This window comes from Vibrio sp. TBV020 (assembly GCF_046056895.1).
In the GTDB taxonomy this organism is placed as follows: domain Bacteria; phylum Pseudomonadota; class Gammaproteobacteria; order Enterobacterales; family Vibrionaceae; genus Vibrio.
This window is the reverse complement of record NZ_JBEEAQ010000003.1, coordinates 2060028-2074425: the sequence shown is the minus strand read 5'-3', so window position 1 is coordinate 2074425 and position 14398 is coordinate 2060028. Positions and strand designations below refer to the sequence as shown.

Below are 14398 nucleotides of genomic sequence, written 5' to 3'. Positions count from 1 at the left end.
TAAGGCTAAAAAGTTGTGAGAAGATGGAAAGGCGATGTGGGTACATCGCCTTTTTGACTTAGCTTGATGCTTTGAAAGAAAGTACAGCTTTTAGGCCGCCCATTGAGCTACGAGTTAGAGTGAGTTTACCCCTATAGCTATGCGCCATCTCGCTTACTATGTTTAATCCAAGGCCAGTACCAGGGGTTGTCTCGTCTAAACGAACACCTCGTTGAACGGCTTGTTGAATCTTATCATCTGGGATGCCAGGGCCGTCGTCTTCAATGATAATGTCGATATCGCCTTCGTCGGGTTCAAATGAATGCACTCGAATGATGCTAGAAGACCATTTATAGGCATTCTCTAGAAGGTTACCAACCATTTCATCGAGATCAGTTTGGTCTACCGCTACTTCAATTTCTGAGTCGAGTTCATTGATTAATGTCACTTCGCGAATCCCATAGACTTTATCAAACGCCATAGAGATCGCATCAACACGTTCAGAAGGGTTCGCCCGTACCGATAAAATATTCTTAGAACCTGCCATCCGAGCACGGCCTAAATGATAATCTATCTGGCTTTGAATTTGATCGACAGGTGGCTGTAGCAGTTGCTGAGTGCCTTCATCGAAACTTCGAATCTCATTCTTCAATACAGAAAGAGGCGTTTTCAAAGCGTGCGATAAATTTCCGGCGTGGTGTCTAGCTCGTTCAAGTAACTCTTGATAGTGGAAAACCAATGCATTTAAATCAGAAACCACAGGAGCAACTTCTTTTGGATACTCTTCTTCGAGCTGTTTTTTCTCGCCAGAGCGAAGTTGAGAGAGCTCTTTGTGCATTTTGGTTAACGGGTGCAGAGACCACTGGACCTGAAGCATGATGACTGCTAGAACACCAAAGTAGAGCAGTGCAAGAATGATCCAAAGCTGGCTCATCAAATCTCGGACGGTGTCTTCGATTGGTTGCTCGTCAATACCGAGTAATACTTCAATTGGGCCGTCGAAATCAGGGTAGTAGAGCGTTGTCTTTAGATAGATAAGCTTCTCGCCTTTAGCGCCAAAAAACTCTTTCTTAATGCCTTTTTTGGATTCGATCGTTTGATCCCAAAGAGAGCGAGAACGTAAAAGGTCGGAGTCTGTTTTCGCTGACCAATAAAGTCCACTATATGGACGATTAAATCGCGGATCAGAAAGGTTACTGGTAAGAGTGAGCATGCCTTGCTCGTCAGCTTCCAGAGAAGCAGAAATCTCGTCCATGTAGATGGTGAGCTGTGACTTGGTGTCATCGACCATATAATTGAAGACTTGATTCGGTACGCTGACACCAGCCGCTATCACCATTGCCGTTAGCCACACAATCGCCGCCAATACGAGGCGGCTTTTTAAACTAAGGCGTTTAAGCAGAGAGCGCTTATTATTCGGCATTCAACTGATACCCTAAGCCACGAACTGTTTTAATGACTTTTGGCGCAATCTTTTTGCGGATTCGACCAATGAACACTTCGATAGTATTCGAGTCTCTGTCGAAATCTTGCTTGTAGATGTGTTCCACTAACTCCGTTCGTGAAATTACTTTTTCAGGGTTATGCATAAAGTAGGCAACAACCTTGTACTCAAGTGCGGTAAGGCTAATTGCTTGACCTTGCCACATAACTTTTGATGTACGCGTATCTAAGCTTAAGTTGCCAATCTGCATAACTGGGGAAGCATTTCCTGAAGCTCTACGCAGTTGGGCGCGGATTCGTGCGGTTAACTCAACCATTTCAAAAGGCTTGGTTAAGTAGTCGTCTGCGCCTGCATTCAGTCCTTCTACTCGTTGAGTTAGAGTGTCTCGTGCACTCAATATTACGACTGGGGTATTGATGTTTTCGTCACGAATACCTTTGAGAACCGTTAGACCATCAAGTTTTGGCAGACCCAAATCAAGGACAATCGCGTCCCACTCTTCAGATGTCGCGCGATACAGTGCGTCGATACCATCTTGAGAAAGCTCAGGTACCCAACCGGTTTGTTCTAATGTTTCGACGATTTGTTCGCCCAAACGAGGTTCATCTTCCACTACAAGAATTTTCATAAGCTTTTTATCTTCTTAATTTTTTAGTGCTTGTTTGAGGTTTCTGCCTTTAATTTGCAGCATTTCTAGAGTCTCAGCGTTGTACTCAACTTTAATGATGTTGTTGTCGTGATTTATCTTGAGTTCATAGACCCAGATATCATCATCTTCTTCAAGTTCAACGTGGATGATCCTACCGTAGAGATCTCTCTCCACAGCCGCATACATTTCTGAAAACGGGCGAATGTAACCTTTTTTGACCGCTTCATAGACTTCGTCTTGGTCTTCTTCAAATTCAATTCTAGCACCGGGTTTATGGACGTCTTGTACCAATGCATGGCCATCTTGATCGTGATGGTCATGTTTTTTCGCCATGCTAGGGAAAGCAATCAATAGACAAGTTAATATTGTTGCGGTACTGAAAAGCGGTCGCTTGAACATAATCTTACCTTTAATGAATTTCTGTAAACAGTATACCTTGTCAAAAATGAACCCCAAGTGAATGGTTAACTATTTGACAGTTCGTCTTCAAATATTTTGTCTCGCATCTTCCAAAATCGTCCGGATTTACGTGCGATGACAAATTGAGGTGGACGAAAGCGATGTTGACTGTTGACCACTTTGGTTGGTGAAGCCTCTTCAAATGGTCGGTGTTTGTCGGCTAGGTGAGGGCGGACAAACTGATCTTTAAATCGTTGCTTCTGGTTTTTCGTGGTAAGAGACCAAAATTCACTGACTTGAGCTTGGTTCTCACCAACGTATGAGACTTTGAGACTGCTTTTGCCTTTATCATCTTTATGGACACTCAGGTTCATCTCTAAACATTCAAATACCAACGCATCTTTTAGATTTAACGCCTCCTTAAGCTTTTTATCAGGGTCGACTAAGGTGGCATCGCATTCATGGCAAATTCGAGCTGCGATGTCATTGTCCGCGCCACAATCACCACAATACTTGGCGCGGAAGCGGTAGTTACAATGTTCTCGCTCGCCGGTTTCAGCATCTTCAAAAAAGCCTTGGCATTTACGCCCGAAATGCTCAATTAGGTAGCCATTGTTATCTAGCTTGCCCCAGAAATTATTGTTAAAGCCGCAAGCGGGGCAAGGGATGGTGATGATTTCACTGTCAGAATCCGGTTTAGCATCGCCTACTTCTGGCTGGTAAAGGTCATAACTATTACCTGCGTAGTCCAACACTAAACATTCATCTTTTCCTGGAGACAAACGTAGACCACGCCCCACAATTTGTTGGTAAAGACTAATGGACTCAGTTGGGCGAAGAATCGCTATAAGATCTACGTGCGGCGCATCAAATCCCGTTGTTAGGACCGAGACATTTACCAAGAACTTGATCTTGCGATCTTTAAAGTTCTGAATAATGGCATCACGCTCCGGTGTAGGGGTATCACCAATCACTATCGCGACTTGATCTTGTGGCAGGAGTCCGTAGATTTCTTGAGCATGGCGGACTGTTGCTGCGAATATCATGATGCCTTGCTTATTTTGCGCAAGTTGGATGATTTGCTCGACGATTTGTGGTGTAGCCCGCTTAGCTTTGTCTATCACCATATCGAGTTCAGCTTCTTTATAGCGACCTGTGTTAGCAGGCTTCAACTGAGAGAAATCGTAGCTTAAAACTGGCGCGTCCATCATTCGAGCTGGTGTCAGGAAGTTTTCGTCTAATAAGTAACGAATAGGCAGTTCAAAAATACAGTCTCTGAAAAAGCGTGGTTCTTCACTTCTGACTAATCCACGTGTGTGGTACTGATAGATCCACCCCATGCCTAAGCGGTAGGGCGTCGCAGTTAACCCAAGCACTTTTATGCCGGGGTTTTGTTCGCGAAGGTGTGAGATAACCTTCTGATAACTCGTGTCTTTGTTATCAGGAACACGGTGGCATTCATCAATTACTAACAAAGAGAACTGATTTTTAAACTGATCTAGGTTGCGCACCACAGACTGTACAGAAGCGAATACCACTTGTTGGTCGGTTTCTTTTCTACCTAGACCTGCAGAAAATATAGAGCCTTTTAGACCATAGCCTTCGTATTTTTCATGGTTCTGCTCAACCAATTCTTTTACGTGAGCAAGTACCAGTACACGACCTTTAGCTAAACGAGCAAGTTCAGCAATGACTAAGCTCTTTCCTGCTCCTGTAGGCAGTACTAAAACCGCTGGGGTAGAGTGTTTTCGGAAGTAATGAATAACAGCTTTGACAGAATCAGCCTGATAAGGACGCAGTGTATACATAAAATGTGTGAAATAGCTCAACTATTTGGTTTAGTCGCACTATAATACCTCACCTGACAAAGATGAGGTATTCATGCGTTTAGATAAATATTTGTGTGATGCACTAGGTGCGACACGTAAAGAAGCAACAAAAATCATCAAAAGTGGTGATGTAACAGTTAATGATATCGTGCAAAAAAGCGGTTCAGTTAAAGTAACCGACGAGTGCACAGTGGAATGGCAAGGACGTGAAGTTCAAAAGCCTGGACCTCGTTATATCATGCTGTTTAAACCTGATGGCTTTGTTTGTTCGCATGAAGATGGCTTCAACCAAACGGCATTCATGCTTCTAGATGAAGTTAAGATGGAAGAGCTTCACTTTGCTGGTCGACTAGACGTGGATACGACAGGACTTGTACTCATTACTGATGATGGTCAATGGTCACACCGTATTACTTCACCAAAACACAAATGCGAGAAGACATATCGTGTTTGGCTTGCTGATCCAATTCAAGCGGATTACGCAGCAAAATTTGAAGAAGGTATTCAACTTCGCAACGAAAAAGGGCTAACACTACCAGCCCAATTAGAAATTGTTGATGAAGAAGAAAATGAAGTATTGCTAACGATTACCGAAGGTAAATATCACCAAGTAAAACGCATGTTTGCTGCGCTGGGCAATAAAGTAGAGCACCTTCATCGTGAACGTATTGGTGCTATAGAGCTTTGTGAGTCTTTAGAGCCGGGCGAATATCGCTATCTCACCGAAGAAGAAATTGCTTCTGTTTGGAAATAATATCCTTACTAGGAATTAGTTTATTTCCAACTAGGAACTAGTCTTTTAGACAGATTTGATTGAGGATAGATCGGATCATTAACACCTAGTCTTGGTGTTGTTATTTTTCTGTTTGGTTGCAGCACGGACGCTGCATCTGATACGCAGCCGAGTAGGAGAGTTATGTCTGAAAGAACCTTAGAAGCGCCAAGTGCCCCTCAAATCAGTTTTTTGTTATTCCTAGTTTTGGGCGCTATTGGTGCTTTAACACCGTTAGCTATTGATATGTACTTGCCAGCGATGCCAACGATTGCCCGAGATCTTGGTGTGACTGAAGGTGCTGTGCAAATCACGCTGACTGCTTATACAGCGGGCTTTGCCATCGGGCAGTTAATTCATGGTCCGTTGGCCGACAGCTACGGTCGACGTCCAGTACTTATTTTGGGTGTGTTGTTTTTTGGTTTGGCGTCAGTGGTTAGTGCAACTACTACTGGCATTGAAGCGCTCACTTGGGTTCGAACAGCTCAAGGTTTTGCTGGCGCTGCTGCCGCGGTAATTATTCAAGCTGTCGTGCGAGATATGTTTGACCGTGAAGATTTCGCCCGTGCGATGTCGTTTGTTACCCTAGTTATCACGATTGCACCGTTGATCGCTCCAATGATTGGTGGTTATGTTGCGGTCTGGTTTGGCTGGCGTGCAATCTTCTGGATTTTAGCGGCATTTTCACTGGTTGTTATCGCATTAGTACTTTGGAAAATTCCAGAAACACTAAAACAAGAGAACAAGCAGCCATTGCGTATTAGAACGACGCTACGCAATTATCGAGGTTTGTTTCAAAATCCTGTTGCAATGGGCCTGATTTTTTCTGGAGCCTTCTCTTTTGCGGGTATGTTTGCATTCTTAACCGCTGGATCGTTCGTCTATATTGATATTTACGGAGTAAGACCCGATCAATTTGGCTACCTGTTTGGCCTAAACATTGTCGCAATGATCATTATGACGAGTATTAATGGTCGTTTGGTGAAAAAAGTTGGCTCACATACTATGTTGCGCTTTGGACTGGCTGTTCAGCTCTTCGCGGGTATTGGTTTGTTTGTTACCTGGCTATTAGACATGGGACTATGGGGAACGGTAGTCTTCGTCGTGATGTTCATCGGTACTTTGTCAACCATTGGTAGTAATACAATGGGGCTGTTATTGAGTAGCTATCCTAAGATGGCAGGAACGGCTTCATCACTTGCAGGAACGCTCCGTTTTGGTACGGGGTCAATTATTGGTGCTGTAGTGGCATTTATGCCAAGCGGCGTAACATGGCCAATGATTTTGGTTATGAGCATGTGTTCGATCATCTCGGCTGCATGTTATTGGATATTTGGAAGAAAGGCGTAATGTCTGAATACACGATTGAAATACAGAAACTGGTTAATAACGCATTAAGTGACATTGCTAAAGAGCATGCTGCGGGCAAATTAACGAATGGCCCAACTGCGAATAACCTCTATTTAGTTCGTTGGATTACGAAAGCAATTAAGTCTCAGCAGTTTCCTCGTATTGTTGCCGATGACTTAATTCGCTGGCAGAAAACTGGTCGTTCAAAAGGTAACAACGCTAACCTTATGGCGACATTCCAGCGTATTTCGAAATTTTATGGTCAGTTTTTCCCACAAGGTGAAGAAGACCGTATTTTGAAAGATTATGAAATCAACCAGTTCATCGACATGATGGAAGAGAACGGTTGGGAGGTAACAACGTCTGAAGAATTGGTCGGTTGCGGTAAAGTTCAGATTTTTACTGAAGGTCCAAATTCGTTAGCTATGTGTACAGAACAGTGTGAGAGTTGTTTCGATGGTGAAGATTTGATTAAACCAATGAGTTGGTTTGTTCGTGGCCATCATGCTGATTTTGTGGAAAAAGCCTCTGCAGCAGGCTTCATGGTCCATAAAGTGACGGACTACAAATCGAATGTGAAATACCATGGTGAATACATCATATTCCCTGCTAATCGAGGCAATCAATTGGTTGAGATTCCTCTTAGCTTGACTGTTTAAGTCTGCATTAAAAGAGCTTCTGTTACAGAAGCTCTTTTGCTTTTCGGACGATCGCTTTAACCATACCTTTGAATATAAACAGATGGGCTGGCATCATTGCAAACCAGTACAGTAGCCCTCTAAACCCTTGAGGGTGCCACCATGCGGTGACGGTGAGCTTTCTTTTGTCACCTAGGTCTTCAATGACAAACTCTAATCGACCGAGTCCTGGTCCTTTCATTCCAAACAGTAGAGATATAAAGCGATTCTCTTCGCAGCGTATCACTTTCCACGAGTCGATAAAGTCTCCAACTTGTAACTCAGGGCCTGGCGGTGAGCGGCGAATAGGTTTTCCGCCACCAAAAAATATGTCGAGCCATTCCCTTGTTCGCCATAAGCTATTAGCGAAAAAGTAACCTTCTTCTCGACTTCCTATTTTACGTACCAGTTTCCATAGTTGGCTAGCTTCCAGTTCCGTTGTGATTGAAGCACCTGTTTGTTTAGGGTAGTAACCATAACCGGGTTGCCAACGAGAAAGTGCTGCAGGGTCGAAACCCCATACGTTACTGCGGACGAACGTGCCTTCATGTTCAATACTTTCAGTCACCATTTGTACAAATGAAATCAAGGCTTGAGGGTACTTTTGCCTGATTTGTTCGGAATTGGCGATAAAGTCATGTTCAAGTCCAGACAAGAGAGCACTTCCGATACTCGAAGGCACTGAAGTTACAACCCCGAGCCAACGAGACGCCATTTGAGGTGTCAAAAATCGAGTGGGTAATACTTTAATGGGTTTATTTACCGCGCGAGCAATGACATGAAACTGTTCTCGATAAGTCATTACTTCGGGCCCGCCGACTTCATAAATATCGTGATGAGTGGGCTCTTCTTTGGCAAGCGAGAGTAAATAATGATTTAGGTTTTGTAGTGCTATTGGGTTCGCCTTTGAATCCACCCACTTTGGTGTAATGAGAATAGGCATGTTGTAGACAAAATCACGCATAATCTCAAAAGCGGCGGAGCCAGGGCCAATAATGACGCCGGCACGAAGTTCGGTTATTGGGACTCCTGCTTTTCGTATGATATCTCCTGTCATACGTCGAGCCTTTAAGTGGTGAGAATCACCGGTTTGAGGCTGAATAGCACTGAGATAAATAACATGTTTTACCGAGCTGTTGCTCAAGGCTTGTTTAAAGTTTTCTGCAAGCGAGACCTCATAGTCAAGAAAGTCATGCCCGTGCGCCATACCGTGCACTAGGAAATAGATCAGTTCAAATTGAGGGATAAGCGCTAAGGTTGCTTCTTGGTCAGCTAGGTCAAGATAACAAATCGAGAGGTTAGGGTGGGGGGTAACTCGGGCGGAAAGATAGTCGAGTTGTCTAGATGCTGCCGTGACCTCATAGCCTTGTTCACAGAGCTTATGAAGTAATTGGGAGCCCACATATCCAGATGCCCCTAAAACCAGTACCTTTTTCATCCTTAGCCCCTATGGTTTTTATGGTTTCATATTCCGACTGATCATATAATACACAATCCATTTTTGCTCTTATATCATATTGTTGTGGCCAGAGGTGCGCCGTATCCATGCTTTCTCAAGTTTTATTTCATACTAGAGGCGATTTCATCCGCCGTCTTATAGCGATTGCGATGCCAATTACACTGCAAAGCATTATGTTTTCCAGTCGAAGTCTCGTAGACGTATTAATGTTGGGTCAGCTCGGCGAGGCTGAAATTGCTGCTGTCGGCGTAGCAGCAAGAGCCACTTTTGTAACGACGATTATGCTTGTTGGTGTCACAACAGGTGGCTCTTTGCTTACCGCCCAATATTGGGGAGCAAATAACCGCAAGGGGGTTAGAGAAAGTACAGCACTCACTTGGTTGGTTTGTACCGCTTTTGCAGCCCTAACAGCATTACTCTTTATCTTGTTCCCAAGTCAAATTATGGGGCTCGCAACAAGCGATCCAGAAGTTAATAAACTGGGTAGTGAATACCTTGTTATTACATCAGTGACAATGTTCGCGGTTTCGTGTGTTGCAAGTATGTCTGTAGGTTTACGCGCTATGCATAAACCAGGTGTGAGTACCTTTTTCAGTGGCATCGGAATTTTGTCGAATATATTCCTTAACTGGGTGTTTATCTTCGGTAAGTTTGGTGTACCACCAATGGGGATCAAAGGTGCGGCTATTGCAACGGTACTTAGTGGTGCGATCGAAGTAGCAACGTTATTTGGTTATCTATACGCTCGTAAACATTTGTTGGCTTTTGGTATTGAAGATATACGCCAAGTGATCGTTTGGGAGCGAGTAGCAAAATTCTTACGTCTTTCCTTGCCAACGACGTTTAACTTTTTGGCTTGGGCTGGTGGGTTATTCGCCTATCACGCAATCATGGGCCAATCAGGCGTTCAGGGCTTGGCGGCACTCTCGGTTATGACTCCGGTAGAATCAATTGCATTGGCATTGCTCATTGGTATGTCTAACGCAGCAGCGGTACTAGTAGGAAACCAAATTGGTGCTAAGAACTATGACGCTGTTTACTATCAAGCGATCGGCGTCACGCTGCTAAGTTTGCTCGTCGGGATTGTTGTCGCTGGTTTACTTTATGTGGTTCAGGGCTTGGTGCTTGATGCATTTAGCGCATTAACCACTGAAACCAGACTTTTAGCCGAGAAATTTATGTTGGTGTTGAGTGTAGGTATTGTTCTTCGCTCGATACCTATGATGACCATCGTAGGTGTACTGCGAGCGGGTGGGGATGTGAAGTTCTGTCTTTACCAAGACCTTGTTGCCCAGTGGCTGATTGGTATCCCACTTGCTGCTTTTGCTGCGATAGGGCTCGGTTGGGCTCCAGAATGGATCTATCTACTTTTCTTAACCGAAGAGCTAATTAAATGGTTTGGTTCTATTTATCGTATGAATACACGCAAATGGATCCGAAATTTGATTGAAAATTAGATATAAGACGCTGTTGTCATGTGTTTGAGTGCATATCTTGTGATCTAGAGTCCAAATTGCTTCCTTGAAAGCGCGATTTAGTGTAGATTCACACTCCTATTTTGAAGGTTAACGAGAGAATCAATGTTACAGCTGATAGACCTGTGTAAAGGCTACGTAGATGGTGGTGAGTTTCACCCAGTTTTACAAGGTGCTGAGTTAACATTGAAACAAGGTGAACAAGTCGCGCTTATGGGCGAGAGTGGTTCAGGAAAGAGTACTTTACTGAATCTGATTGCTGGACTTGATACCGTCGATTCTGGTGAAGTTTTATTTCCTAGTTTCTCTATGCATGATGTGGCCGAGACAAAGCGCACTGCTTATCGTCGAAATAACATTGGCCTCATCTTTCAACAGTTTAACCTTCTTCCTACGCTTAATGTCGCCGACAATATTCGTTTTTGTCGCCAGCTAAAAGGGCTGCCTGAAGATCAGGGGCTATGGCGTCAAATTCTCTCTGCACTTGATCTAATGCCTTTACTAGGACGCTATCCAGAAGAAGTGTCAGGTGGTCAGCAGCAACGTGCTGCTATCGCTAGAGCTCTATACATGGAACCAAAGCTCTTGCTAGCGGATGAACCGACAGGTAGCTTAGATGAAAGAAACGCGGAAGCCGTGATGCGTTTGTTGACCACACTAACAAAGCAACTCGAATGCACTCTATTGTTGGTCACACACAGTGAGCGAGTCGCTGACCATATGGAAGGCAAAGTGAGACTTCAAGGGGGGCTACTTCATGTTATGGCCCGTAGTTAAAGCGCTACTTGGTCACTACAGACGTTACCCTTTTCAAATCATTTTAGTCTGGCTTGGCCTAACTTTAGGTGTTTCACTTCTAGTTGGTGTTACCTCTATTAACACCCATGCACGTCAAAGCTACGAGCATGGTGAGAAACTATTTTCTAATCCTCTCCCTTATCGCATTCGACCAAAGCATGTAACCAATAAAATTCCCCAAGGTTTTTATGTCCAGTTACGTCGTGACGGTTTCAATCAATGTGCACCATTCGAAACATTACGTGTAGACACAGATAATGGGGCAGACCTCACTCTTGTTGGTATCGATCCAGCAGCACTAATACGTTTCCAGCCCGGCGTACTCCTAAAAGATATACCTTCACTTGCTTTGATGCAGCCTCCATATCCAATCTTAGTTAGCTCTGATCTAGCAAAGCATATGAATTGGTCAAATGGCGAGTCTATTTTGTTAGCTGACGGAAGCAAGTTAGGCCCAGTCATCATCGAAGAAAAAGGCGAGCTGAACGGCACTCGAATTATTGCTGATATGGCGCTGCTGCGGATGCTAGAGCGAAGTGCTGGTATCTCTACTATCGCTTGTAGCGAAATGCCACCAGAGAAACTCGCCAAACTAAAAGCATTGCTACCTAACGGTATGGAGCTTAAGCGAAGCTCTAGGGCTGAATTAGAATCGCTAACTCAGGCATTCCACATGAATCTCAGTGCAATGGGCATGTTGGCGTTTTTGGTTGGTTTATTCATCTTCTATCAGGCGATGTCTCTATCATTGACTCAGCGCCAACGCCTTGTGGGTATTTTACGACAAACAGGCGTGTCCGGTTGGCAATTGGCTCAAGCGCTATTGTTAGAGCTTTTTGTACTAGTCATTGTGAGTTGGTTGTGCGGTAATGCATTAGGGATGTTGTTGGCTAATCAACTGATTCCAACAGTATCCGCTAGTCTTGGTGATTTGTATGACGCCAATGTAGGGCTTGCAATAGAGTGGACATGGCAGAGCAGCTTATACAGTCTATATCTATCCGCTATCGGTGCCATTATTGCTTGTGCGTGGCCTTTGGTGAGGCTATTACGATCTCAACCTGTTCGTTTAACGACTCGTTTATCACTGGTGCGTTTCACAGGTACTGAATTTACCATCCAAGCACTCATCGCATGTGCATTGTGTGTTGCAGCGGTAGCAATTTATCAAGCGCCACAAACACAAGAGTCAGGGTTTGTGATTATTGCACTGATGCTACTCAGTGTTGCGCTGTTTACTCCTTATATAGTGTGGAAGGTGTTCGAAAGCTTCTCATATACTCTTCGCTGGGTAAAAGTTCGCTGGTTCTTTGCAGATGCAGCAGCAAGTATGAGTTACCGTGGCGTCGCAACAATGGCCTTTATGTTGGCAATGTCAGCCAATATTGGTGTTGAAACCATGGTTGGTAGTTTCCGAGATACAACTGATAAGTGGTTAAGTCAGCGTTTAGCTGCTGACCTATATATCTACCCAAACAATAGTGCTGCAGCAAGAATGAGCACTTGGTTATCAAAACAACCTGAAGTAGATTCGGTTTGGTGGCGCTGGGAGAAAGAAGTTTCCACGGAAAAAGGTGCACTCCAAGTTGTGAGTACTGGCCCTTCTGAAGGAGAGCTTGACGCGCTGACGGTTAAGTTAGGCGTACCAAATTATTGGTACCACTTACACCATTCGAAAGGTGTGATGATCAGTGAATCTATGGCGCTGAAGCTAGGTATTAGACCTGGTGATTACCTAGACCTGTCAGGTAAGTTGGGTCATGGATGGCAAGTAGTCGGCGTTTACTATGACTACGGTAACCCATATAACCAAGTACTACTTTCTCACAGAAATTGGCTGTACGCATTTGCTGGTAGTGGTAGCGTCGCTCTAGGTACGGTGTTAAAAGACGGTGTTAATCCGATTGGACTGAAGCGTCGTCTAGAAGCAGTATTTAGGATTGATTCTGCACGAGTGTATGACAATAGCCATATTCATACCCAAGCGATGCAAGTTTTCGACCGCACGTTCTCGATTGCAGATACTCTTGGAAATATTACCTTAGTTATTGCCGTGTTTGGGATATTCTTCTCGACTGTTGGCGGAGAGGTGTCTAGGCAGAAGCACATAGCATTGCTTCGGTGCCTTGGTATGTCAGGGCGGGAGCTTGTCTTTATGGGAAGTCTTCAGCTATTTGTGTTTGGCGCGATTTCACTATTGATTGCGATGCCTCTTGGAATAGCTTTGGCTCGTCTTGTGGTTGATATCATTATTAAGCAATCATTTGGATGGACACTGGAACTTCAGTTCATTCCAGGTGAATATTTGCAAACAGGTATTATGGCAATGTTATCGCTAATGATAGCGGGTGCCATTCCTGTCATTCGGATCATTAAAAGTACGCCAATGAAGGCACTAAGGGACTCTCTATAAATGGCTGTTAAGATAAAGAGAAAAACCAAGCTTGTATTGATTATGTTAGTGGTCATTGCCACGGTTATTGCTCTTTATCTTAATGGAACGCCTCGACAAGCGGATGTCGCTCAATCAGATGAACTATCACGCGCTTTCCGAGCTCCTATCGATCAAGTATTTGAACCTGTTCTTCCTGATAACCCTGTTGTCCTTCCTGAAGACTTTGGGTTTCACAATCGTTTTCAACACGGCTGGTGGCACTTTTTCGCCAATGTAAGGGATAACCAAGGAAAAGAATACGGCATTCAATGGAGCTATTTCCGAATTGCAAGTAATGACAGTGGAATGTCTGGTTGGCTAAGCCCTCAGTTATTTATCTCCCATATCGTAATTACGAGCAAAGACCAAGTTTGGCGTGAACAGCGAGTCGCTCGTGGAGGTATTGGCCAAGCGGGTATGACGGTCAAGCCCTTTAAACTTTGGATTGATAATTGGTACTGGCGTTCGTTAGGAAAAACACCTTTCCCCGGTTTACTTGATGTTGCAACGGATACGTTTTCGATAAGACTAAAAACGCTGACTAAAGGGCCGTTTGTCATTCCAGGTGATCAAGGCTATGTACCTAAGCATGATCTATTACCAATCGCATCCCACAATATTACTTCACCATTTCTCGAAGTTAGAGGAGACTTGAGCCTAGGCAACGGTAAAGTTATCTCGATAAGCGGACAGGGATGGATGAGCAAAGAGTGGGGCAGTGGTTTACTTGCTGATAATCAGGAAGGTTGGGATTGGTTTGTTGTCCATTTAGATAACGATACGACTATGTCAGTGACTCGTTCCCGTCATGATAAACAAATGTCTTACTCCTTTGGTACCTTATCATCTAATGATGGTAAAGCCGTTCGACTCGATGATAGTGAGATAGAAATTACCCCACTTAGAGAAACATTACTCCTTAATGGGAAGCGAGTTCCGTTGCAGTGGTCAATCAAAATTCCCAAACACGGCATTGACCTCACTACTCAATCATTGAATGGTGATATTTGGCTACCGTTCATCGTTCCTTATGGTGAAGCGCCAATTAAGACGACTGGTACACATCAGGCGGTTGGTTTCATGCAACTTACTGGCTACTAAAGCGAAAGTACCACTTCAGGCAGATCTTCTGG

Annotated in this window: 12 protein-coding genes; 7 read left to right on the top strand and 5 right to left on the bottom strand. The window is 44.1% G+C overall.

Going from position 1 to position 14398, the window contains the following annotated elements:
* Nucleotides 1–58 precede the first annotated feature (58 nt).
* From AAFX28_RS17535 to AAFX28_RS17520, 4 genes are all read right to left on the bottom strand, one after another.
* On the bottom strand, nt 59–1402 hold the full coding sequence (locus tag AAFX28_RS17535; protein WP_408689551.1) for an ATP-binding protein: 1344 nt from the start codon (nt 1400–1402) through the stop codon (nt 59–61).
* On the bottom strand, nt 1392–2051 hold the full coding sequence (locus AAFX28_RS17530; RefSeq protein WP_408689550.1) for a response regulator transcription factor: 660 nt from the start codon (nt 2049–2051) through the stop codon (nt 1392–1394). Before AAFX28_RS17530 ends, AAFX28_RS17535 begins: the two co-directional genes overlap by 11 nt.
* A gap of 15 nt (nt 2052–2066) precedes the next feature.
* A complete protein-coding gene (locus AAFX28_RS17525) occupies nt 2067–2405 on the bottom strand; it encodes a PepSY domain-containing protein (protein WP_408690896.1) in 339 nt (112 codons plus the stop codon).
* 131 nt (nt 2406–2536) lie between these two features.
* Nucleotides 2537–4279 (bottom strand): DEAD/DEAH box helicase, encoded by a 1743-nt coding sequence (locus tag AAFX28_RS17520; RefSeq protein ID WP_408689549.1) that lies wholly within the window; start codon nt 4277–4279, stop codon nt 2537–2539.
* Between the two features lie 73 nt (nt 4280–4352).
* On the opposite strand from AAFX28_RS17520, the gene rsuA reads away from it, so the two are divergent.
* The 3 genes from rsuA to AAFX28_RS17505 all read left to right on the top strand — a co-directional run bounded on the left by rsuA (nt 4353) and on the right by AAFX28_RS17505 (nt 7081).
* Nucleotides 4353–5054: a 16S rRNA pseudouridine(516) synthase RsuA gene (gene rsuA, locus AAFX28_RS17515; RefSeq protein WP_408689548.1), complete on the top strand. Its 702-nt coding sequence runs from the start codon at nt 4353–4355 to the stop codon at nt 5052–5054.
* Nucleotides 5055–5216: 162 nt separating this feature from the next.
* The gene (locus AAFX28_RS17510; protein WP_408689546.1) at nt 5217–6422 is read left to right on the top strand and encodes a Bcr/CflA family multidrug efflux MFS transporter; all 1206 of its coding nucleotides are present in this window, start codon (nt 5217–5219) and stop codon (nt 6420–6422) included.
* Nucleotides 6422–7081: a DUF2913 family protein gene (locus AAFX28_RS17505; protein ID WP_408689544.1), complete on the top strand. Its 660-nt coding sequence runs from the start codon at nt 6422–6424 to the stop codon at nt 7079–7081. Before AAFX28_RS17510 ends, AAFX28_RS17505 begins: the two co-directional genes overlap by 1 nt.
* A 22-nt stretch (nt 7082–7103) precedes the next feature.
* Here AAFX28_RS17505 and AAFX28_RS17500 read toward each other — a convergent pair whose 3' ends face one another.
* Nucleotides 7104–8537 carry a DUF2867 domain-containing protein gene (locus AAFX28_RS17500; RefSeq protein ID WP_408689542.1) on the bottom strand — a complete coding sequence of 478 codons (1434 nt, stop codon included), beginning with the start codon at nt 8535–8537 and terminating at the stop codon, nt 7104–7106.
* 107 nt (nt 8538–8644) lie between these two features.
* Here AAFX28_RS17500 and AAFX28_RS17495 point away from each other — a divergent pair, with 107 nt between their 5' ends.
* From AAFX28_RS17495 to AAFX28_RS17480, 4 genes are all read left to right on the top strand, one after another.
* Complete coding sequence (locus AAFX28_RS17495) at nt 8645–10015, top strand: MATE family efflux transporter (protein WP_408689540.1); 1371 nt, start codon at nt 8645–8647, stop codon at nt 10013–10015.
* 123 nt (nt 10016–10138) lie between these two features.
* Nucleotides 10139–10810: an ABC transporter ATP-binding protein gene (locus tag AAFX28_RS17490; protein ID WP_408689538.1), complete on the top strand. Its 672-nt coding sequence runs from the start codon at nt 10139–10141 to the stop codon at nt 10808–10810.
* Nucleotides 10791–13244 (top strand): ABC transporter permease, encoded by a 2454-nt coding sequence (locus AAFX28_RS17485; protein WP_408689536.1) that lies wholly within the window; start codon nt 10791–10793, stop codon nt 13242–13244. The genes AAFX28_RS17490 and AAFX28_RS17485 overlap by 20 nt, the downstream gene beginning before the upstream one ends.
* Nucleotides 13245–14366 carry a lipocalin-like domain-containing protein gene (locus AAFX28_RS17480; protein ID WP_408689535.1) on the top strand — a complete coding sequence of 374 codons (1122 nt, stop codon included), beginning with the start codon at nt 13245–13247 and terminating at the stop codon, nt 14364–14366.
* Nucleotides 14367–14398: the final 32 nt, after the last annotated feature.